Source organism: Pseudomonas sp. USHLN015 (genome assembly GCF_037153275.1).
GTDB lineage: Bacteria > Pseudomonadota > Gammaproteobacteria > Pseudomonadales > Pseudomonadaceae > Metapseudomonas > Metapseudomonas tohonis.
In genome coordinates this window covers 94,019-112,742 of record NZ_JBBCKP010000017.1, presented here as the reverse complement: position 1 = coordinate 112,742, position 18,724 = coordinate 94,019, and the positions used below count along the sequence as shown (strand labels likewise).

The 18,724-nt window shown below is 69.0% G+C and carries 13 protein-coding genes; 2 read left to right on the top strand and 11 right to left on the bottom strand.

Translation table 11 applies throughout. The annotated features are described in order from the left end of the window. Positions 1–42: 42 nt before the first annotated feature. From WFQ67_RS28350 to tagH, 11 genes are all read right to left on the bottom strand, one after another. Entirely contained in the window at positions 43–1,740 is a 1,698-nt protein-coding gene (locus tag WFQ67_RS28350; RefSeq protein ID WP_213624923.1) for a formylglycine-generating enzyme family protein, read from the bottom strand. Then, the gene (locus WFQ67_RS28345) at positions 1,733–2,938 is read right to left on the bottom strand and encodes an FtsX-like permease family protein (protein WP_337058838.1); all 1,206 of its coding nucleotides are present in this window, start codon (positions 2,936–2,938) and stop codon (positions 1,733–1,735) included. The genes WFQ67_RS28350 and WFQ67_RS28345 overlap by 8 nt, the downstream gene beginning before the upstream one ends. Then, positions 2,938–3,654, bottom strand: coding sequence for an ABC transporter ATP-binding protein (locus WFQ67_RS28340; protein WP_280527432.1), 717 nt, complete (start codon positions 3,652–3,654; stop codon positions 2,938–2,940). The genes WFQ67_RS28345 and WFQ67_RS28340 overlap by 1 nt, the downstream gene beginning before the upstream one ends. Continuing rightward, entirely contained in the window at positions 3,654–6,797 is a 3,144-nt protein-coding gene (locus WFQ67_RS28335) for a serine/threonine-protein kinase (RefSeq protein ID WP_337058837.1), read from the bottom strand. The genes WFQ67_RS28340 and WFQ67_RS28335 overlap by 1 nt, the downstream gene beginning before the upstream one ends. A gap of 19 nt (positions 6,798–6,816) precedes the next feature. After that, the gene (locus tag WFQ67_RS28330; RefSeq protein WP_213624925.1) at positions 6,817–7,545 is read right to left on the bottom strand and encodes a PP2C family protein-serine/threonine phosphatase; all 729 of its coding nucleotides are present in this window, start codon (positions 7,543–7,545) and stop codon (positions 6,817–6,819) included. Further along, positions 7,545–8,240: a type VI secretion system-associated protein TagF gene (gene tagF, locus WFQ67_RS28325; RefSeq protein ID WP_213624926.1), complete on the bottom strand. Its 696-nt coding sequence runs from the start codon at positions 8,238–8,240 to the stop codon at positions 7,545–7,547. Before tagF ends, WFQ67_RS28330 begins: the two co-directional genes overlap by 1 nt. After that, a complete protein-coding gene (tssM, locus tag WFQ67_RS28320) occupies positions 8,237–11,752 on the bottom strand; it encodes a type VI secretion system membrane subunit TssM (RefSeq protein WP_337058836.1) in 3,516 nt (1,171 codons plus the stop codon). The genes tagF and tssM overlap by 4 nt, the downstream gene beginning before the upstream one ends. Further along, positions 11,749–13,107: a DotU family type VI secretion system protein gene (locus WFQ67_RS28315; RefSeq protein WP_213624928.1), complete on the bottom strand. Its 1,359-nt coding sequence runs from the start codon at positions 13,105–13,107 to the stop codon at positions 11,749–11,751. Before WFQ67_RS28315 ends, tssM begins: the two co-directional genes overlap by 4 nt. A gap of 6 nt (positions 13,108–13,113) precedes the next feature. Further along, positions 13,114–14,448 carry a type VI secretion system baseplate subunit TssK gene (tssK, locus tag WFQ67_RS28310; protein ID WP_213624929.1) on the bottom strand — a complete coding sequence of 445 codons (1,335 nt, stop codon included), beginning with the start codon at positions 14,446–14,448 and terminating at the stop codon, positions 13,114–13,116. Positions 14,449–14,465: 17 nt separating this feature from the next. Continuing rightward, positions 14,466–14,948: a type VI secretion system lipoprotein TssJ gene (gene tssJ, locus WFQ67_RS28305; RefSeq protein WP_337058835.1), complete on the bottom strand. Its 483-nt coding sequence runs from the start codon at positions 14,946–14,948 to the stop codon at positions 14,466–14,468. A 70-nt stretch (positions 14,949–15,018) separates the two neighbouring features. Next, entirely contained in the window at positions 15,019–16,668 is a 1,650-nt protein-coding gene (tagH, locus tag WFQ67_RS28300; RefSeq protein ID WP_337058834.1) for a type VI secretion system-associated FHA domain protein TagH, read from the bottom strand. A gap of 403 nt (positions 16,669–17,071) precedes the next feature. Here tagH and tssA point away from each other — a divergent pair, with 403 nt between their 5' ends. Further along, complete coding sequence (tssA, locus tag WFQ67_RS28295; protein WP_213624932.1) at positions 17,072–18,106, top strand: type VI secretion system protein TssA; 1,035 nt, start codon at positions 17,072–17,074, stop codon at positions 18,104–18,106. A 94-nt stretch (positions 18,107–18,200) separates the two neighbouring features. Next, positions 18,201–18,716 carry a type VI secretion system contractile sheath small subunit gene (gene tssB / locus WFQ67_RS28290; protein ID WP_111264316.1) on the top strand — a complete coding sequence of 172 codons (516 nt, stop codon included), beginning with the start codon at positions 18,201–18,203 and terminating at the stop codon, positions 18,714–18,716. Positions 18,717–18,724: the final 8 nt, after the last annotated feature.

Here is an 18,724-nt window from a genome sequence, read left to right as displayed (position 1 = left end):
GCTTCACGGAAGCCACCGAAGCGCCGTCCTTGTCGCCCGGCCTCAGGGGCCGAGCAGTTCTTTCAGAATCACCTCCGGATCCGCCCTGCGCTGCTGACGATACTCGCCCACATGCTTGACGAAAAGCGTGGCGCGCGTCACGAGACTCTTGCCCAGTACCGGGTTGCGGTTGAGTTCTTCCTTGGTCCGCTGGAACTGCGCCTGGATCACCGCGTCGGTATAGCGGGTCCCGGTCGCCAGGTTGTCAATATAGATCGCCACGGCGCCGTCGAGTGCCGTCTTGCCGTTGGCCATCGCACTCTCGTAGAGCTTGGCCGAGGCCTCGTCCTTGGCCGCCTTGGCCTGGTCGCGGCTCTTCTTCAGGTTGGTCAGGCGGATGTTGTAGTTGTTGATCGTCTCGGCCACCAGCGCGGCGGACTGGATCAGGTTGCCGGCCGCCTCCTCGCGCTGCTTGGCGATCAGCGAGATGTTGCGCTTGAGCTCCTCGTTGACCAGCGCCAGGCGCCCCTGCAGCTCGGGGTCGGCGCTGCTGGCGATGATGCTGTCGAGCAGTTGGGTCGGGTCCTGGTCGTCGGCGATCTCGTCGGTGAGCGAGGAGGCACGACCCTCGGCCTTCCATTGCTCGAACAGGTCCTTGTAGCGCGAGCGCGGTGCCGACAACGCACCGATGGCGACGCGAAAGCCCGTGGTCTCGTTCTGCTGCTCGGTGCCATCGGCGGCGAACAGCGGGTACTCGCGGCGCATGCCGGTGAACAGGGTCATCTCCCCTTCCAGGTAGTTCCCACCCTTGACCACGAAGCCGCCGTAGGTGCCCTGGCGACGCCCGGCGTGCACCAGCTGGAAGGATTCCTGGACCATCTCGGCGGCGTTGCCGATGACGTCGAACAGGCCGATGGGGTTGGGCTTCTTCAGGCCGATGGGCAGCAGGCGCGCCGCCTGTCCGGTGCCGCCGGCGACCTGGTTGTATACCGCCCAATCACCCAGCGGGCCGTCACCCTCGGCGCCCTCCTGCTTGCGCGGGAACAGCCGCGCCTCCAGCTCCTGGCGGCTCACCGCGTGGGCGCCGCGGGCGGCGAATTCCCATTCCACTTCCGTGGGCAGGCGCACGAAACCGACGCCGCCGTCCTCGGCCTTGCCACCCCGCCCGCTGATGGGCAGCAGGTCGCGATGGTTCTTCAGCAGCCAGGCGCTGTACACCGCACCGAAGCGCTCGGCCTCGAAGCGCGACAGCTTGACCTTGGGCAGCCGCGCGGCCATGCCCGCCGGAGCCGGCTCACAGGCGGGCGGCTCGCCCTGGCCGGCCAGGGACGCGGCCTGGGCCATCACCAGGTCGTACTGGCGCTGGGTCACTTCGTACTTGCCGACGAAGTACAGCATCGGCTTGAGCGGCGTGCCCTTCTCCGGCTTCGGCAGGCTGGCGGAAAGCTTGGACTGCCAGTCCCTGGACAGGTCCGAGAGGGTGAACTGGCCGTTGATGAAGTCGCGGCGGTAGCCGGAGATGAACGACTGCTGGTAGCCGGTCTCGCCCTCGCTGAAGGGGTAGCCGAGGCTCACTTCACGATCGTCCAGGGTGCCCTTGGCCAGCACGTAGACGTAGCGGAACACCATCTCGCCCTCGCAGGGCAGCGGCAGGCTGACGTCGTCCGGCAGCGGCTTGGGGTTGTACAACGGGTTCGGCTCGGCGTGCGCCGTGGCCACCGCCAGGGACAGTGAGAATGCGACTGTCAGCAACTTAAACATCACGTAGTCCTTCCGAAGCTTCGATTCGGGCCGCGCGCCAGCCACCGGTCGCCGCGGCCAGCGCACTGCAGGCCAGGGTCGCCAGCAACGCCAGCAGGTAATGGGAGAACAGCAGGCGGCAGGCATATTCGCCCGCCGCCGACTGGAACAATTGGTTGAGCCCGGCCTCGGCGATGAGGTACAGCACTCCCGCCAGGGCCAGGCTGAAGGTGCCGGTGTAGAGCGCCTGCAGCACCACGAAGAAGACCAGCGCGGCGGTGGAGAAGCCCAGCAGGCGCAGCACCGAGAGTTCGCGGCGCTTGCGCTCCACGGCCGCCAGGGTGCTGGCGGCCATCGCGGCGAAGGCGCCGGCCAGGGCCAGCCCGGCGATGATCCAGAACACCAGGGTCAGGTTGCGGCTGAGCGAGCGCACCTGGGCGATGGCCTCGGCCTGGGTGGCGACCTCCTGGTCGCGGCCGGCGAAATGCAGGCGCAGCGCCTCCACCGCGTCCAGGTCGCGCGCATAGAGGCGGAAGCCGGGGTAGACCCGTGCCCGCGCACCGCTGGCGGCTTCGCGGCCCGGCCAGCCGAAGCGCTCCACGGCCAGGCCGTCGCGGTAGTCCTCCACCGCCTCCAGCAGGTCCAGGCGGGCGAACAGGGCCTGGCGCTGGAAGACCTCCAGGGGCAGCACGGCCTTCACCTTCACGCGGGTGCGCTGGTACTCGGGGATGCCGGATACGGAGCGGCCGAACGCCGCGGTGAGTTCGTCGCCCTCCTTCACTCCAAGACGCTCGGCGGCGCGCTGGCTGAGCACCACTTCGTCGCGGCCCTGGGGCAGTTGTGCAGGTGGCACCAGCGGGTCGCCCTCGGCGGTGGGGACCATCTCCACGGTCAGCGGCTGGCTGCCGCCGTCGGCGTGCAGGTCGACGGTGGCGGCGATCTGCCGGGTACGCGGCACCACGAAGGCCACCTCGGGGCGCGCGGCGAGTTCGGCGATGCCCTCGAGGTTGTAGCGGGCGCCGCCCAGGGGAATCACCTCGCGCACGGCGGGGTCGCGCTCCAGGCGTTCGGTGAGGGTACTGACCAGGCCGTGCTTGAGGCCGAACAACACCAGCAGCGGGGCGACAACGGCGACCAGCGCGAGCACCGCGCAGGCCGAGAGCCGCGCCTCATTGCGGTAGTCGTGCCAGGCCAGTGCGACGAGCAGGCCCTTGCGCATCAGCCGGCCTCCGCGAGGGTGGCGGTGACGCCACCATCGACGCCACGCTGCAGCGCCAGGGGCAAGGGGGCCAGCCCGGCGCGGGCGGCCAGGGCCTGGTCGTGGGTCGCCACCACCAGGCACAGGTCATGGAGCCGGGCCTGCTCCACCAGCAGTTGCATCACCCGCTCCGCGTTGATCGGGTCGAGGGACGCAGTGGGTTCGTCGGCCAGCAGCAGGCGTGGCCGGTGGGCCAGGGCGCGGGCGATGCCGACGCGCTGGCGCTGCCCCACCGAGAGTGCCGAAGGGCGCTTGCCCAACTGATCGGCGATTTCCAGGTGGGTGGCCAGGTGGCGCACCGTGTCGTCGTCCGGCATGCCCAGCAGCGCGCGGGACAGGCCGATGTTACCGGCCACGTCGAGGTAGCCCAGCAGGCCCCCGGTCTGCAGCACGTAGCCGATGCCGCGACCACGCAGGGCCGCCAGCTCATCGTTGCACCCCTGCTTCCACAGCGCGGCGACGTCGCGCACGCGGCCGTCCAGCTCGTATTCCATCACCCCGCCGGCGTCCGGCGAGAGGATCAGCGCCAGCAGGTCGAGCACCGTGCTCTTGCCGCTGCCGCTGGGGCCGACCAGGGCCAGGCGCTGCCCGGCGCGCAGGTCCAGCCTGGGGATTTCCAGGCTGTAGCGCTGGGCGCCCTGCCCCCGCGTCTTGCGCAGGTCACGAAGCCTGAGCATCAGGGCAGCGTCGACAGCGGCACGCGGTAGAGGGCGTCGCCGGGCGCCGCGTCGCCGAAGCGCACCCAGTTGGCGGTGTCGTTGTGGAAGGTCTCGTAGAGGCGGATCTTGGACTCCAGCTCGTCGATGAAGTCCTCCTGCTCGGCCACCGACAGCGACAGCCACAGGTCCTGGTTCATGTTCAGCGACTTGCTGCGGTACGGCAGCCCTTCCAGGTATTCGCCGAGGATGCCGCTCTCGGCCAGGTTGCTGCCACGGGCCAGCTTCGAGGGGTCGCGGGCCATGTGCGCACTGGCGCTGGCGATCTCCTGGAAGAAGTCCTTGGGCGAGCTCTGGGTACGCCGTGCGGCGTCGACGATCACTTTCAGCGACTGCTGCAGGTCGTTGAGCTGCAGCTTGGTCAACAGCACGCAGACCTGGAAGGCCGGCAGCTGCGGGTTGGTCAGGTCGCGGTCGGAGGTCCAGGCGGTGACCAGCTGCGGCGCGCGGGCCTGGGACTTGTGGCCGAGGAAGTCCATGTGCATCGCATAGCCGATGGCGGCTGTCTTGGCGGCGATGCTGTTGCCTGCCACCGGCGCCTCCAGCGTCGCGTCGCTGCGTACCTTGTGCACCAGGTCGGCGAAGACGTTGCCGATCTCGCTGACGCTGTCGCCGAACTTCTTCACGTCACCACCGGCGACCGGGATGTACAGGTCGCCGATCTGCGGGTTGGCGTCGGCGGTGAGGCTGCGGTACTGCTGCTCGGCGAAGCCGTGGTTCTTCTTGCCTGCATCGGTCTTCAGGTGCAGGGCGTAGATCTTGATCTGCTTGCGCAGCGCCGCCTCGCGCACCTCGGCCTCGTTCATCTGGGTACGGCCCAGGGGGTCGTTCTTGCGGATCGCGCCGGCATCGCTGACCAGCAGGATCAGGCGCCCGCCGTAGCCGCTCCAGTCCATGCCGTCGACCGCTTCCATGACGCCGGCGAAGGCGTCCTCGTTGAAGTCGTGGCTGGAGACGCTGGTGGCCTTGATCTGCTGCGCCAGTTGCAGGAACTGGTCCGGATTGCGCCCCTCGTCCAGGCTCACCAGGGTCTTGGCGGTGTACTCCAGGCCCGGCGTCTTGTCGGTGTTGCTGCGGAAACCGACCATGCCGAAGCTGACGCTGTCCAGTTCGCCACGGGCGGCGATCTGGTTGTGCAGTTCGTGCACCACCTCGCGTACGCGGTCGATGTAGGGCTGCATGGACACCGAGGTGTCCACCACCAGCACGATGGCGGTGCGGAAGGCATCGGTCTTCGCCGCCGGCGCGCTGCCCTCGCCCTTCACCTGGGGCGTGTCGCCCGGGTCGATGGAGGCGACGTTGAGCAGTTGCACCGGCTGGCCGCTGGCGTCGAAGCTCTCGCGCGAATCGAAGATCGGCAGCAGGTAGAACTGGTCCTGGGGAATGGCACTGGCGGCCGGCTCTATGGCGACGATCTCCGGGTCGGTGCTGTCGCCGAACTGGGCCTGGTGCACGGCGTTGCGCGCCTTGTTGGAATCGGCGAGGTACAGCTCCACCTGCTCCGGGTCACGCAGGAACATCACCGGCGAGCGGCCGGAGCGTTCGGTGAACTTCAGCACCAGGCTCTGCTTCCAGTCGCTGAGCTTGTCCAGGGGCAGCCAGCCATCGCGATGGCCGTCGCTGGAGGCGCCCACTTCGACCCAGGGCGTGCCGCCCACGACCTTGCGCGCGTACACGTAGAACACCGAGAAGGCCGGCACCGGCGCACCGTCGGCCTGGGCACCGGGCGCGCTGGCGAAACGTGCCCCGGGCTTGCTCAGCACGCGTTCGAACAGGGTCTTCTTGCCGGCCATGATCAGCGGGCGGCTGCCACCGTCCTGGTTGCCCACGGGCGTGGCCACCTGGCCGCCGGTGTCGACGTTCTTGCCGCCTTCATCCGGCGTGGTGCCGCCGGCACCGCCTTCCACCTGGCCACCGTCGACCTGGGCGGCGTCGGGCTTGGCCGGCGACTGGTTGAGCCACCAGTAGGCGCCCCCCCCGAGGCCGGCGAGGCCGAGCACGGCCAGGCCGGCGGCGGCGATCAGCGGCGCGCGGTTGGGGCCGCTGGTGGGCTGGCCGGCGGCGGCGCTGAGCTCGGTGTCGAGCACCGAGGCGCGCTTGGCCTTGCCAGCCTTGGGCGGCGTGGCCGGCGGTGTCGCCGGCGGCGTGACCTGGGTCGGCGGCGCGGGGGCGTCCAGCGGCGGCATGGTCACCGAGACCGGGGTCAGCCCGGTCATGCCGCTGCCGGTCTGCGCGGCCGGCGGGGTCGGCGGCAGGCCGAGGGGGCGGAACTGGGTGGCGCCATCGTCGTCGGCCGGGGCCGCCGCGGGCAGGCTCGGCAGGCGGTCGAGGGCCGCGATCAGCGCGGCGGCGTCCGGGTAGCGGTCCTTGGGGTCCTTGGCCAGCAGGCGGGTGAGGATCTCCTGGTAGCGGCCCTGGGCGATGGGCAGCTCCGGCAGCGGTTCGGTGAGGTGCGCCAGGGCGGTGGACAGCGAGTCCGAGCCGACGTAGGGCAGCTTGCCGGTGAGGATTTCGTAGAGCACCACGCCCAGGGCGTAGAGGTCGGCGCGGCCGTCGATCTCCAGGCCGCGCGCCTGCTCGGGGCTCATGTAGCTGGGGGTGCCGACGGCGAAGCCGGCCTGGGTGAACTGGGTGCGGTCGTCCAGCGCCTTGGCGATGCCGAAGTCCGAGAGCACCGCGCCCCCGTCGGCACGGAACAGGATGTTGGCCGGCTTGACGTCACGGTGCACCAGGCCCTGGGCATGGGCGTAGCCCAGTGCCGAGGCGATCTGGCGCAGCCATACCAGGCCCTGCTCGGGGCTGAGGCCGGCGCTGATGCGCTCCTTCAGCGTGCCGTTGGGCAGGTACTCCATGGCCATGTAGTACAGGCTGCCGACGTTGCCGATGTCGTGGATGGTGACGGTGTGCGGGTGCGACAGCCGCGCCAGGGTCTTGCCCTCGCGCAGGAAGCGTTCGCAGAAGCTGGCGTCGGCGGCGAGCGCCGCGGCCATCACCTTCAGCGCGACCTTGCGCTCCAGCGAACGCTGGGTGGCCAGGTAGACCACGGCCATCGCGCCGTCGCCCAGCTCGCGTTCGATTTCATACCCCGGAATTTCTATGTCCATGCTGGTCTTTTTTTCTTTTTCAGGATGCTTTGACGACTACCGCCGTGATGTTGTCCGGCGCGCCCCGGGTCAAGCCCAGATGCACCAGGCTGCGAACCACCTGATAGGGGTCCTCGTGGCCCAGCACTTCACACAGCTCGTGGTCCTCCGCGGTCTTGTTCAGACCGTCGCTGCACAGCAGGAAGCTGTCGCCGGGCAGCACCACGAACCTCGTTTCTTCCAGTTCCAGATCGTCCTGCACCCCCACCGCGCGGGTGACGATGTTGGCCATCGGGTGCACCTTGGCCTCGGCCTCGTTGAGCAGGTGGCTGTCCACCAGTTCCTGCACGTAGCTGTGGTCGCGGCTGATGGGTTCCAGCTTGCCCTCGCGCAGGCGGTACAGGCGGCTGTCGCCGGCCCACAGGCAGGTCCCCTCGCTGCCCCGCGCCGCCAGCACGACGACCGTGCTGCCCATGGTGCTCACCCCGCGCTGGCGGGTTTCCGCGCGCACCAGGGTGTTGACGTGTATCAGCGCCGCGCGCAGGGCGTCGACATAGGCATCGAGCCCGTCGCCGTACTGCACGCCGCGAAGGGTATCGACGATCAGGTTGCTGACGTAGTCACCGGCGGCATGGCCGCCCATGCCGTCGGCGACCACCCAGAGGCCGTAGTCACCGGCGTCGAGGCAGGCGTCTTCGTTGACCTGGCGGACCATGCCGACGTGGCTGTGGCTGGCTGATCGGTATTGCGCAACCGGAGGCAGTGGCATCACAGGCTCCCGAAATCGATCTGCCCGATGCCGGCGGGCTGCTCGACGGCGCCCTCGCCCACCAGGAAGCGGCTGAAAAACCGCGTCGGCGGCAAGCCCTGGAATCTCACCAGCTCGGCCGCTACACGCTCTGAACCACGCCCCCACCAGAAACTGCAGCCGTCGCTGGCGATCTGCGCCAGTACCGCCTGTCGCGACTCGCTGCCCTGCACCGCGTAACGCAATGCACCGACCTCGCTGAGACGCGCGTCGTGGCGCGGGCTCACCAGCGGCGAGCCCAGCCCCTGCACCCCGGCCTCGAAGGCGTCGAAATCGGCCTCCGGCTCCAGGGTGGAGAGCAGCAGCGACTCGGCGCGATCGAACCAGTCATCGGCACCACCGACGATGGCGCCGAGGTTGCTGCGCTCGTCCAGCAGCACCGCGATGGTCAACGGGAAATAACGGCCGACGCGGTCGATGCTGGGCATCACCACGCCGGCCACGGCTTCGCTCCCCAACAGGTTCGGGGCGATTGCGAAGCGCCACAGCGGGCTCACCAGGTAGGCGTCCAGCCAGGCGCCGCCCAGCTCGGCCTGGCTCTGCGCCATGCCGGCGGCCAGCCACTGGTCCCAGGCCTCGATGAAGGCCGGGGGCAGGCCGCGATGGATGAAGTCGCCACGGCTGGCGAGCTTGCCGTAGAAGCCCGCCGTCGTCATAGGCGCTCCGGCAGGCCGAAACCTGTGACCACGCGGCTGCGGAACGGGTTGAAGGCACTGCTGGCGCGCAGCTCGCTGGAGATGCTGACGTTGTCCACGCGCATGCGCAGGGTGAAGCGGTCCGGTGCATTGCCCTGGGTCAGGTCCGACTGGTCGAGCAGGCGGAACCAGGCCCAGGGGCCTTCCATGGTGAGGCCCGAGCGACCGCTGGAGGACGGCGGCGAGATGGTCAGGCGCACCACGCCCAGGCTGTTGGGGCTCGGCCACTGCATGGCCACCGGCCGGCTGGGGCCGTGGTCGTAGCTGAACTGCTGGCCGTCCAGGTCGAGCTGGAACTGGTCGATGGCAGCATCCATGGCCACCGCCTTCAGTTCGAAGCGCACCATGGGGGTGGTGTTGCCGGAGCGGAAGAAGGCGTCGCGGATCTGCGCGGCACGCTGGAAGGTGCCGAGCACGCCGGAACCGATGCCGAGCTTCTCCGCCGCGCCCGGCTGCCAGCGCCAGGTGGTGGCGGAGGTGTCGACGTAGGGCTGCAGGTATTTGCGGAAGTAACTGTCCATCACCCCGCCGACGCCGAAGAAGGCGCCGAAGTCGTCCAGGGTGGCGTCGCGCGTGCTGTTGCGGTCCAGCGGGTAGCGCCCGGCCAGGGACTGGCGGTAGACGTTGACCACTTCGGCCGTCCAGGCGGCGTTCAGCTGGTTGCGGATGCCGCCCATCATGGTGCTGGTGGTGGCGCTGACCACGGACTTGACCAGCCCCTGGACCAGCGGCGGCTGGCGCTCGGCACCGAGGCTGACGCGCTGGGCGGCGGCCTGGGCCTGGTTCTTCGCCTCGCCCAGCAGGGCGTCGCCGCTGGCACCGCTCATGGCGCTGATCTGCACGTAGAGGGCGTTCATGTCCGCCAGCAGGCCGTCGATGGCCGCCGGCTCGTTGTCGTTCCTGGCCACCAGGCTGTTGAGCTCGGCGAAGTGCGCGGTGATCGGGTCCTCGCTCGGCGCCTGCTGCTGTTGCGGGGCGTCGTCGCCCTGCCCCACCAGGGAGCCGAGGCGATCCTTGAGCTTGCCGACGGTGTCGCTGGTGCCCTTGAGTTTCTCGGCGGCCAGGCGCTCTTCCTTCTGCAGGTCGGTCTCCTTGGCCACGGCTTCGAGCAGCTTCTTCAGCGGCGACTGCGGGCCGGACAGCACGCGCAGCACGTCGGCGGCCTGGGCGGTGCTGGTGATGGCGACGAAGTCGATGTCGGCCAGCAGCGCATCCCATTGGCGCAGGTAGTCCTGGAAGTACAGCTGGCGCACTTCCAGGGCCAGGCTGGCGGCATCCTGGGTGTCGTCCATGGTGCGGCCGAGCACCCATTGCTCCTCGGCAAGGGTGCCCGACTGGCTCAGGCTGGAGACCATGAACACTTCGCGGTAGCCGCGCTGGGTGAAGAAGCCCGACAGCGGGTCGTTCAGCGCCTTGCCGCTCTTGCGCGAGAACACCAGGGCGGCGTCGCGGCCGGCGGCGTCGCTGATGCGGAAGTCCGGCAGGCCCTGGGGCAGCTTCTGGCGCTTGACGCGGTCGTAGACACGCTGGGCGATGGACAGCTGCTGCAGCTGGCGACGGGTGTCCTGCACCAGGTTGTCGTCCAGGCGCACGGCCGGCGGTGCCCGGTCGTAGAGCGCGGCCAGGTGCTCGTTGAGCGCCTGGCGCTGTTCGGGCACCAGGTCGCGCGGCAGGCTGCGGTCCCAGTCCAGGGCGACCCAGGCCTTGATGAAGTCGCCGTCGTAGTGTTCCGGGTCGGCGAGCATCAGGTAGGCCTTCAGGCCCTCGTAGAGGAAGTCCGAGGAGCCGCCGCTGCGCAGCTGTTCCTCGATACGGGCCATGACCCGGGGGGCCATCACCGCGATCAGGAGCTTGCGGTACACGCTGGCGCCTTCGGCACCGAGCATGTCGCCCTGGTAGAGGCCGTAGCCTTCCGCCCAGCTCGGCGCATCGCCGGACACGTTGCGGATGGCGTTGAGCAGCGGCAGCACCGCGAGCACGTCGCGCTGCGCCGGGCTCAGGCCCTGCAGCTCGCCGTGCAGCGGCTTGACCCGGCCGTCGACGGCGGCGATGTAGGTGCGGTTGGCGCTGAAGCTGGCGAACCAGATGGCGGCGATGCCCAGGACCAGGATCGCGGTCGCGGCGAGCACGCCGCGGGCCATCCATTTGCGCTGGCGCTCGACCTTGGGGTTGGCGCCGACCAGGCCGCGCTCGCCGAAGGCCACTTCGCGGAACAGCCGCTCGATGAAGTAGCTGCGCCCGGTGCCGGTCTGGCGGGCCAGGTGCTGGCGGTCGAGGTTCATGCTCTGCGCCATGGCGCCGATCAGGCGGTCGATGGGGCTGCCTTCCTGGGTGCCGCTGGTGAAGTAGACGCCACGCAGCAGCGCGCGCTCTTCATAGGGGTTGGGCTTGAACACGCCGTCGAGGAAGCTCGACAGCGCATCGCGCAGAGCCGCGAACTGCTGCGGGAAGCCGTAGATCAGGTCGCGCCGCGCGGGGTCGCGTTCCTGCTGCAGGCGTTCCACCAGGCGCTCGTTGAGGCGCTGCTCGAGCAGGGCGAACTCGTTGCCGAACACCGACAGCGGGCCCTCGGCGCTCTTGCCGTCGTCGAGGGCGAAGGTCATGCCCCAGACCTGGGCGCGGTCTTCCTTGCTCAGCGAGTCGAAGAACTCCATGAAGCCCGGCACCAGGTCGAGCTTGGTGAGCATCACGTAGATGGGGAAGCGCACGCCGAGCTGGGCGTAGAGCTCCTGCACCCGGGCGCGGATGGCACGGGCGTGTGCGGCACGCTCGGTCTCGCTGCCCAGCAGCAGGTCGGACAGGCTGATGGCCACGAAGGCACCGTCGATGGGGCGGCGCTTGCGCTGGTTCTTCAAAAGGTCGAGGAAGCCCAGCCAGGCGGCCTTGTCCACCTGGGCGTGGCTGTCCTGGGTGGTGTAGCGGCCAGCGGTGTCGAGCAGCACGGCCTCGTCGGTGAACCACCAGTCGCAGTTGCGGGTGCCGCCGACGCCACGGATGGCGCCGCTGCCCATCTGTTCGGCGAGCGGGAAGTTGAGGCCGGAGTTGACCAGCGCAGTGGTCTTGCCCGAACCCGGCGGGCCGATGATCACGTACCAGGGCAGCTCATAGAGGTTGCGTCGCTCGTTGCCGCCGAGCTTGGCGCGCTTGAGCAGAACCAGGGCCTCGTCCATGCGCTGCTTGAGGGTGGCCAGCTCTTCGCTGGTGGCCACGCTGGCGGCATCCGGGGCCACGGCGACCAGGCCCTGCATCACCTTGGCGGCGTTGCGCCGGGCCTGGATGATGCGCAGCACGCGCCAGCCGATCCACACGGCGAACAGCAGGATGATGAGCACCCAGCGCACGGTGGCCGAAGCCAGGGGCTCGACGTCGCCGATGGCGATCAGCGGGCCGACGAACCAGATCACCAGGCTGAGGGCGATCAGGCCCAGCACCGGTATCACCCAGCGGGCGAGGAAACTGAAAAACGCCTTCACTCGACGCCCTCCGCAAAGACTGTGATCTCCACCCGACGGTTGCGCGAACGGCCGTCGGCGGTGTCATTGGATGCGACCGGCTCGGTGTCGCTGCGGCCCTCGGCGCGGAAGCGCTCGGGCTGGCCGCTCTTGGCCGCGAGCACATCCATCACCTGCTGGGCGCGGTCCTGGGACAGCTTCCAGTTGGACGGGTAGCGCAGCGTGGCGATGGGCCGGTTGTCGCTGTGGCCGGTGACCAGCACATTGCCTTTCACCTTGCGGATGGCTTCGGCGATGCGCAGCAGCAGCGGCTGGAAATCGTCGGCGATGGTGGCGCTGCCGGAGGCGAACAGCTGGTCGCCGCGGATGGTCACCACGGAGCGGTCGACGGCGTCTTCCACCGCCACCTTCTGCTGGCGGATCTCCTCGGCGAGGAAGCCGGCCAGGCGCGGGCGCTCGACGATCTTCGGCTGCTGCGGCGGACGGTCGATGGTCTGCACCGGGACGTCGCCCAGGGCATGCAGGTTCTTGAACACCGGCTCGGCCTCGGCGGCCAGCTTCAGGCGCATGCCGAACAGCAGCGCCAGGAGCAGCGCGGCACCGATGGCCACGGCCACCCAGGGCGGCAGGAACTGGCGCAGGCGATCACGCGCCACCACCAGGCCGCGCCAGTGCGGCGACAGCTCGCGCTCGATCTCGCCGTGGGTGCTGCGGATGGTCGCGGCGACACGCTCACGCAGCGCTTCGAGCTGGCTGCGGCCGTCGTTCATGACCCGGTAGCGGCCTTCGAACCCGAGGCTGATGCACAGGTACAGGAGCTCCAGCAGGTTGAGGCGCTGGCGCGGGTTCTGCAGGCAGTGGTCGAGCAGCTGGAAGACCTTCTCGCCGCCCCAGGCCTCGTTGTGCAGGGTGATCAGCAGGCTCTGCTTGCTCCAGTCGCTGCCGCTGCCCCAGGGGGTGCTGAGCACGGCTTCGTCGAGCGCGGTGCAGAGCACGTAGCGGCTGAGCATCACCTCGTCCTGGGCGATGCCGGCGGCGCGGGCCTTCTCCTCGAACTGGCGCAGGTAGCCCAGCAGTTGCGCGCGCAGGCTGGCAGGCATCGGGTGGGCGATGGTGTTGCGCAGGCGGGTGAGCAACGCCAGCATCGGGCCGGCGGCGGCTTCCAGGGGGTTGAGGCCCTGGCCGCGTGCGGTGAGCATCGGGCCCGTGGGCGCGGGGCCGGCGGGCGGCGGCGTGGGCGCGTCGTAGCGCGGCGCGGCCGGGTCCGGGGCGCGGCCACCGGGGCGCGGCATGATCATGGTGCGGTCGTTGTTGCCGTTGCCGCCGCTGCCGCCACCGGCGGGCGGGCCGCCGAAGGGATCGTCGATTGGATGCATCGCGAATTAACTCCGGATGGCCCAGAAGGCCAGGTTCAGGCCAGGGAACTGGCCAGCGATGTGGAAGGCGAAACCGCCGGAATGCACCAGCTGCTTCCAGTGGTCGCTGCCACGGTCGAGTTCGAAGTAGGTGCTGCCCGCGTGGTAGGGGATCTGCCGCGGCGCCACCGGCATCGGCAGCAGCGCGATGCCCGGCAGCTGCAGGTTGACCAGGTCGCGGATGTGCTCCACGGAGCCGATCTTGGCCTGCTGCGGGAAGCGCGAGCGCAGGGCTTCGCCGGGCACGTCGGCGCGCACCACGAGGATGAACGCCGAGTTGTCCAGCAGGCTCTTGTCCGCCAGCATCGCCACGTGCACGCCATAGGCCTTCTCGACGATGGGGATGGGCACGGCGCGGCTGTCGATGACCATCGACAGGGCCTGGCGCAGGGCGAGCATGACCGGGGCGAAGGTGGTGGCCAGGTCGTCGTGCTCGTAGGCCGGGAACTCAGCCGGGCGACGGCCGCTGGCGGAGAAGGTGGAGAACTCCCCGGCCAGGCTCACCGCCTCGCGGTAGAACCATTCCGGGTGCAGCGGGGTGATGCTGGCCAGGTGCGAGACCAGGGGCTCGGCGCGGTTGACCAGTTGCAGCAGGAGGAAGTCGGCGATCTCCGAGGCGCCACCGGCGCCGGAGGCGACCACGCGGCCGGCCAGGGCCTCGCCGCGCTGGTGGAGCAGGCCCAGCAGCTCGCTGCGGAAGGCCGCCAGGGGTTGCGAGGCGGCGACGTCCAGCAGTGGCGGGATGTAGCTCTCGTCCAGGGCCAGGGAGCGGTCGGCACGCTTTTCCACGACCCGCACCACGCCGACGGCGGCGTACTCGCCGAGGCCGTCACGGGCGGTGAGCAGGCGCAGGGCGCGCCCGCCGATGGAGACGGGGGCGCGGCTCTCGAAGGGGGCGTTGTCGTCGCGGACTTCACGCACGCTGCTCTGGTAGCGCGCGCCGCCGAGGGCCTCGCCCTCCTCCACCGTGTCACGGGCACCGGCGCGCTTGAGCGGCAGGGCCAGGTAGATGATGCCGTCGCGCAGGCCGTCCTCGACGTCCAGCGGCACCGGGGCCACGTCGTCGCCGGGGATGTCGAAGGGGGTGCCGTCGGGCAGCACGCCACGGGCCGAGACGATGGCCACCTTGCCCTGGGTGAGCAGGGCCTCGTCGATCTTCAGCTCGGAGAAGCCCCAGCCGCCGGCCTGCAGCGAGCGGCAGCGGCCTTCCACCAGGGACTCCAGGTAGCGGTCGTGCTGCTGGAAGTGCTGCGGGCGCAGGAACATTCCCTCAGACCACACCACTCGGTTGTTCCAGGACATGGACGAACTCTCCGTTTCTATTTTTTTTCCGGCTCGGCGACCGCAGCCGGCGAGACGCTGATGGCGTGGGCGCCGAATTTCACGCTGTAGGCGCTGGTCTGGTTCAGGGGCACGGTGATCACGTCGCGCCAGACCGCGCTGTCGAGCTCGCGATAGCCGACCACGATGCCGAACTGGCGCGTGGAGTCATCGAGCTTGCGCTCCTGCATCTGCTTGTCACCGGGCTTGACCAGCAGCTCGTCCTGGGCCACCAGGTCGGTGGACAGGGTGGCCTGGGTCTGTTCGACCAGGGAGAAGTAGTCGGCACGGTTGAAGGCGGTGGCGCTCTTGAGTTCGAAGACCCGCACGCGCACTGGTGCGCCCTGCCCGCCCGGGCCCGGGTTGACGTCGCTGGAGGCTTCGATGTGCAGCTGCACCACGGTGGGCGGCGGTGGTGGCGGTGGCTCGGAAGCACATGCGCCCAGAAGCGCTACTACGGCTACCAGTAGAATCCTTGGCATTTCGATTCGTCCTCAATGACTGCTGTTGTTCCGCGGGGCCGGTTGCCGGGCACCCAGGGGGGTTGCCGGGTCAGTGCCCGCGAAGTCTGGCGCTGTGCTCCTCGTAGGCGCGGCTGAACTCGCGCCCGAAAAGGTCCTGGAAGTCGTCTTCGGCCTCCCGCGAGATGCTCGCGTAGAGGTCGGTGAACAGCTCCCAGTACTGCGACTGGCGGGAGCCCGGCAGCAAGGCCGAGAGCCCCGAGGGCTTGCTCAGCCGCGCTTCCAGCACCGACGGCTCGAAGCGTTTGAGAATGTGCTTGATGGCCGCCTGCACGCCGGCCATCACCGCCAGCTGGTGGGCCTTGAGGTCGTCGAAGCTTTCGCCCACGGCCTGGTCCGGCGGCATGAAGGCGGCGTTGCCGTGGCGCAAGAGAAGCAGCAGCGCCTCGTCGACGTTGGGGGCGAACTTCAGCGGGTTGTTCTCCACCGGCCGGATCATGGTCTGCGCCATGCGGAACTCGCCCTTGAGGCTGGAGCGGGCGCGCAGCACGTCCACCAGCCCCTCCACCATCAGGCGGTAGCTACGGCCGATGGACTCCATCTGCGCCACCGCCTCGGCACGATCGATGCGCAGCTGGCCAAGGCCTGCGCCCCGCAGGAAGGCATCGAGCAGCGCACCGTCTTCACCGGCCGGGGCCGGGGCCGTCGCGGCAGCCGGCGTCGAGACCGCTGCGGCATGGGTGGCCTGCGCGGTGGGCGTCAGCGCTGGCGGCGCGGGAATCGGATTCGGCGCGACCGCGGCCACAGGAGACGGGGTCGGCACGATGGCCGGTTGGGCGAGCGGCTGGGGAATGGCGACGGGCGCGGGGATGGAGGTCGCGGCGGCGTCATGGCCGATGGGCGGATTGCTGAAGAAATCCGCCGGCAGTTCGACCGCCACCGGCGCGGGCTCCAGCGGCGCGGCGGCAGTGGGCATCGGCACCGGAACGGCCGGCGCGTGCTGTGGCGCGGGGCTGCTCAGGCCGAGGTCGGCGAAGGGGTCCCAGTCAGCGGGGATGGCCGGTGCGACCCCGGCGGGTTCGGCGAATGCGGCCGGCGCAACCGCCGGAATGGCAGCGGGCGTCGGCGTCGGCTCGAAGCTGGGGATCGGCGTGGGCGGCCGGAAGTCGTGGCGCTCGGCGGGCACGTGATCCGGGATGGACGGCGCAGCGGCCGGCGGCGGATTGAGGAAGTCGAACAGGTCGGGCTTGGTGTCCAGGGGCGAACCGCCGCCCTGGATGTGGGCCATGGGGACCGGCGGTGGCGCCAGCGGCTCGGGAATGGAAGCGGCGCCCGACTGGCGGCTCATCAGCGCGTCGAAGCTGCTGAACGGGTCGCCGCCGGTGCTGATCGGCGCGGCACCTACCGGCTGCATGCTCATGCCCTGCACCTGGACGAGAATCTCGTACTCGCCGAGCTTGAGGATCTCGCCATCCATCAGCGGTTCGCTATTGCCACGACGAAGGCGCACGCCCGACTGCGCGAGCATCACGCCGTTGGTGCTGGTGTCGGTCAGGTAATAGGTGCCGTCGCGGAACTGGATGGTGCAGTGCTGGCTGGAGACGAGGCGCTCGGGATCGGGGAGGACCCAATCGTTTTCGGCACTGCGGCCAATCCTCAGCTCACCACGATCCAGCTCCACCTCGGGACGTTGTCCGGGGGTCAGCTTGTGATAACTGGTGATGGTCAAACGCAGTGGCATTGCGACTCCTTGCACTTCTCACTGTGGACGCGAGCACCGAGTCCCTTCGATGCCGTGCAACTTCGATCCGGTCCCTGTTCTGCACGTGGCCCTTTGCCATACAAATGATCCTATAGACGAACGGAAAACTTGCGTGGCTTTAGCCGAAATATCTTAGATCGAAAAAAGACAAAAATGACAGCCGAAAGAGGCTAGCGTGGACTGGTGCACATCTGTCGTTTGTGCTCTGGGATTGTCTTGACAAGGGTGAAATACGACCCCAAGAATGGAAAAGAGTTGCAGCGGATGAAGCCATGAAATTGGCGTCATCGGAACGTTGATCCAAAGGACTGTGATCAGGCCGTACGTTCACTCTGAATACAGCTTGCCTTCCCTCTGAGGCCTGACAAGGAGAACACCCACCGTGGTGGATGTGTCGCGTTTGCTATCCCCTGTTTCCGCTGAATCGCCCTGTGGTGATGACCTCGAATACGACGCTGCGTATCTCGAGCTCGAGCGTATTGCCCAAGGCCAGCCCGAGCGCCAGATGGGCGACTCCGTACTCCCTGCCGAACCCCCTGTGTGGCGCGATGTCCGCGAGCTCTCCAGCGAGCTGCTGCAGCGCAGCAAGGACCTGCGCATCGCCAACTATTTCCTGCAGAGCAACCTGGCCCTCGAAGGGATTCCGGGACTCGCCCAGGGCCTGATCCTGGTGCGCGAGCTGCTGACCCAGTTCTGGGACGGCCTCTACCCGCAGCTCGATGCCGACGATGACAACGACCCCACCTTCCGCATCAACGCCCTCACCGGGCTGGCGGCGGAACCGGTGATACAACTGCTGCGCGAAAGCAGCCTGACCAGCTCGCGGGCCTTCGGCTCGGTGAGCGTGCGTGCCGCCCTCAACGCCCTCGACCTGCAGCGCTTCCCCAGCGAGACGCTGACGGCCGAGCAGCTGCAAGGTGCCTTCCGCGACAGCGATGACGCGCTTCTCGCAAGTACCCGCAACGCCCTGACCGATGCCCAGGCCGCCCTGGCCACCATCGAGTCGACCCTTTCCGATCGCGTGGGCTCGGCCCAGAGCGCCGACCTCGGCGCGCTCAAGCAGTTGCTGCGCCACGCCCTGCAGATCCACAAGGACCAGGCTCCCGGCGATGCCGCCGGCGCCGACGAGCCCGCTGCAGGTGACGACACCGCCACGGACGCCGACGCCCCGGGCTCCGCGCCGGCCGCCCGCGCCACGCCGCGCATTTCGGGCGAGGTGGCCAACCGCGACGACGTGCTCAAGACCCTGGATCGCATCCTCGAGTACTACGCGCGCCAGGAGCCATCGAGCCCGGTGCCGATCCTGCTCAAGCGTGCCAAGACCCTGGTGACGGCCGATTTCGCGGCGATCGTGCGCAACCTGATCCCGGATGGAATGTCCCAGTTCGAGAATTTGCGGGGCCCCGAGTCCGAATAAGTGCACGGCACATTCGAAGCGGGTTCACGCATCCGTTACCGGCTAGCGGCCGATGACGCCAACACAGCCGCACAGGCAGCGAAGGAGGAGCACCATGGGTAGCACCAGCAGTCAGAAATTCATCGCACGCAACCGCGCGCCCCGCGTCCAGATCGAGTACGACGTGGAACTCTACGGCGCCGAGAAGAAGGTGCAGTTGCCCTTCGTCATGGGCGTCATGGCCGACCTCGCCGGCAAGCCGGCCGAGCCCCAGGCCGCCGTTGCCGACCGCAAGTTCCTGGAGATCGACGTCGACAACTTCGACTCGCGCCTCAAGGCCATGAAGCCGCGCGTCGCGTTCAACGTGCCCAACGCCCTGACCGGCGACGGCAACCTGTCCCTGGACATCACCTTCGAGAGCATGGACGACTTCAGCCCCGCCGCCGTGGCGCGCAAGGTCGACTCGCTGAACCAGCTGCTCGAAGCCCGCACCCAGCTCGCCAACCTGCTGACCTACATGGACGGCAAGACCGGCGCCGAAGAGCTGATCATGAAAGCGATCAAGGACCCGGCCCTGCTGCAGGCGCTGGCCAGCGCGCCGAAGCCGCAAGACAACGAGCCGCAAGCTTAAGAGGACAC

What these genes read in the sequence shown, in the direction of transcription:
- tssJ (WP_337058835.1), bottom strand. Translation starts at nt 14,948, where the DNA reads ATGCCAAGGATTCTACTGGTAGCCGTAGTAGCGCTTCTGGGCGCATGT.
- tssK (WP_213624929.1), bottom strand. Translation starts at nt 14,448, where the DNA reads ATGTCCTGGAACAACCGAGTGGTGTGGTCTGAGGGAATGTTCCTGCGC.
- WFQ67_RS28340 (WP_280527432.1), bottom strand. Translation starts at nt 3,654, where the DNA reads ATGCTCAGGCTTCGTGACCTGCGCAAGACGCGGGGGCAGGGCGCCCAG.
- WFQ67_RS28345 (WP_337058838.1), bottom strand. Translation starts at nt 2,938, where the DNA reads ATGCGCAAGGGCCTGCTCGTCGCACTGGCCTGGCACGACTACCGCAAT.
- tagH (WP_337058834.1), bottom strand. Translation starts at nt 16,668, where the DNA reads ATGCCACTGCGTTTGACCATCACCAGTTATCACAAGCTGACCCCCGGA.
- WFQ67_RS28350 (WP_213624923.1), bottom strand. Translation starts at nt 1,740, where the DNA reads ATGTTTAAGTTGCTGACAGTCGCATTCTCACTGTCCCTGGCGGTGGCC.
- tssB (WP_111264316.1), top strand. Translation starts at nt 18,201, where the DNA reads ATGGGTAGCACCAGCAGTCAGAAATTCATCGCACGCAACCGCGCGCCC.
- WFQ67_RS28335 (WP_337058837.1), bottom strand. Translation starts at nt 6,797, where the DNA reads ATGGACATAGAAATTCCGGGGTATGAAATCGAACGCGAGCTGGGCGAC.
- WFQ67_RS28315 (WP_213624928.1), bottom strand. Translation starts at nt 13,107, where the DNA reads ATGCATCCAATCGACGATCCCTTCGGCGGCCCGCCCGCCGGTGGCGGC.
- WFQ67_RS28330 (WP_213624925.1), bottom strand. Translation starts at nt 7,545, where the DNA reads ATGCCACTGCCTCCGGTTGCGCAATACCGATCAGCCAGCCACAGCCAC.
- tagF (WP_213624926.1), bottom strand. Translation starts at nt 8,240, where the DNA reads ATGACGACGGCGGGCTTCTACGGCAAGCTCGCCAGCCGTGGCGACTTC.